The following is a 1,474-nucleotide window of genomic DNA, read 5'->3' as shown; positions in this document are numbered from 1 at the left end:
CGAAACGGCCTAAAACAACTTGACAAAACACAGTGCCCTTCATCGGCGCCGCTTGGCCCATGGTTGGGATCAGTGGAGTACCGGTATTTGAATCCGTGAAGGCGTGTGTGCTCAGCAACTAGTTGATCACCGTTGAAGATGCTCACCAGTTGCGGGGTGAGCCTGACCGTCACTGCCTCTCCTACCAGCTGAAATGGCACAGAATAGTACTGGTAGTCACAGGTGATGTGCCAATTACGGTCGACTTTGAGTCGCTTGTATGACACTTCTGTAAACGGTGTCGGCGGCAGATCGCGCATCACTGGTGCTTCTTCTTGCTCAAAGCGCATGCGCCGTGTTGTGCCATCAGCCCGTGTCATTGCGCTGTTGATATCGGCAAGCCGGTCAGCGATTGCCTCATTGAGTTCATCGAGATTGTAGAAGACCTCGTCGCTGAAATACCCGAGTATTTTGGTGTAGGCGATTTTCACAGCACGCTCTACTGCCGCTTTGTCGCGGGGCCTGCCAGGCCTTGTCGGCACAATCGTGACCCCGTAGTAGTCGGCAAACGCTGCGTAGCGGTCAGTGACCATCCGGTAGCCTGAATGCTTCCTCGGCCGGTAGGTCGCCGTAGAGGCATTATCCGGCACGATGACCGCCGGTAATTTGCCAAGATAGTTCAACGCTTTGACGTGGCATGCAATCCAAGCCGGCATCTTCTCATTCGCAGCAGCAGTGACGTACATCAGCCCTGAGTACGGGCATACCGCGACAAACAGCGACGCCTTGAATGCGGTATCACCACTGGCCTGATCCACCACCGGCACTTTGTCGCCAGCCCAGTCGACGTAAAGCTCTTGCCCCGGCTCATGGGTGACGACTTCGACAAGATCATGAGCACGGAGAAATTCATTGAGCCCACTGCAAAACTGGGAGTACTGGTACTTTGTCTTGTCCGTCGGACACGGCTGCGACAAGTAGTCCATCCACAGCTTGTGCCTGGTCACGTGCTTTTTGCTTTGGAGCTTGCGTGCAAGGGCTTGAAAATCAGGCTGGTCGTAGGACATCGTCCGCTTACTCCGGCCGTCGCTGAATCGATCATCGAACCATCCCGGTGGGAGTTGGCGGAAACGCTCTGGCGTTAGTGACTCCTCAGCGATGACTTTCTTTGCGCGGGATACTTCTCGTCGTGAACATCCCAATGCGTGTGTGATCTGTGCGTAGCTTGCACCGTCAAGGCACATCGCGATGATCTGTTTGAAGTTAGCCACAAGGACCGGCTCCTTCCAAGTAGATGTTGACGCGACACCACCGGATTGTGGTGTCGCCAACATCAACTATGAAAGAAAACCCCTTGCAGTACCGGGTACGTGGAACACCGGTACCAACTACGCGGACTCGCGGTACCAACTACCCCAAATCGACATCGCCAGGTGGATTGGGCGTCGGGTTGTTGGAAGATTGTCTGGAACATCGCTTAAGACCATCGGCCACT

1 protein-coding gene is annotated in these 1,474 nt (G+C 54.8%); it reads right to left on the bottom strand.

Translation table 11 applies throughout. The features are described from left to right. Positions 1 to 1,250, bottom strand: a 1,250-nt coding sequence (gene istA / locus HMPREF2785_RS07310; protein WP_070614653.1) for an IS21 family transposase, incomplete at its 3' end; no start/stop codon positions are given. Positions 1,251 to 1,474 lie beyond the last annotated feature (224 nt).

Origin of the sequence: Corynebacterium sp. HMSC067D03 (genome assembly GCF_001811185.1) — a bacterium.
GTDB lineage: Bacteria > Actinomycetota > Actinomycetes > Mycobacteriales > Mycobacteriaceae > Corynebacterium > Corynebacterium coyleae.
Note: the sequence above shows the minus strand (reverse complement) of the source record. Positions and strands in the feature narration are given on the sequence as shown.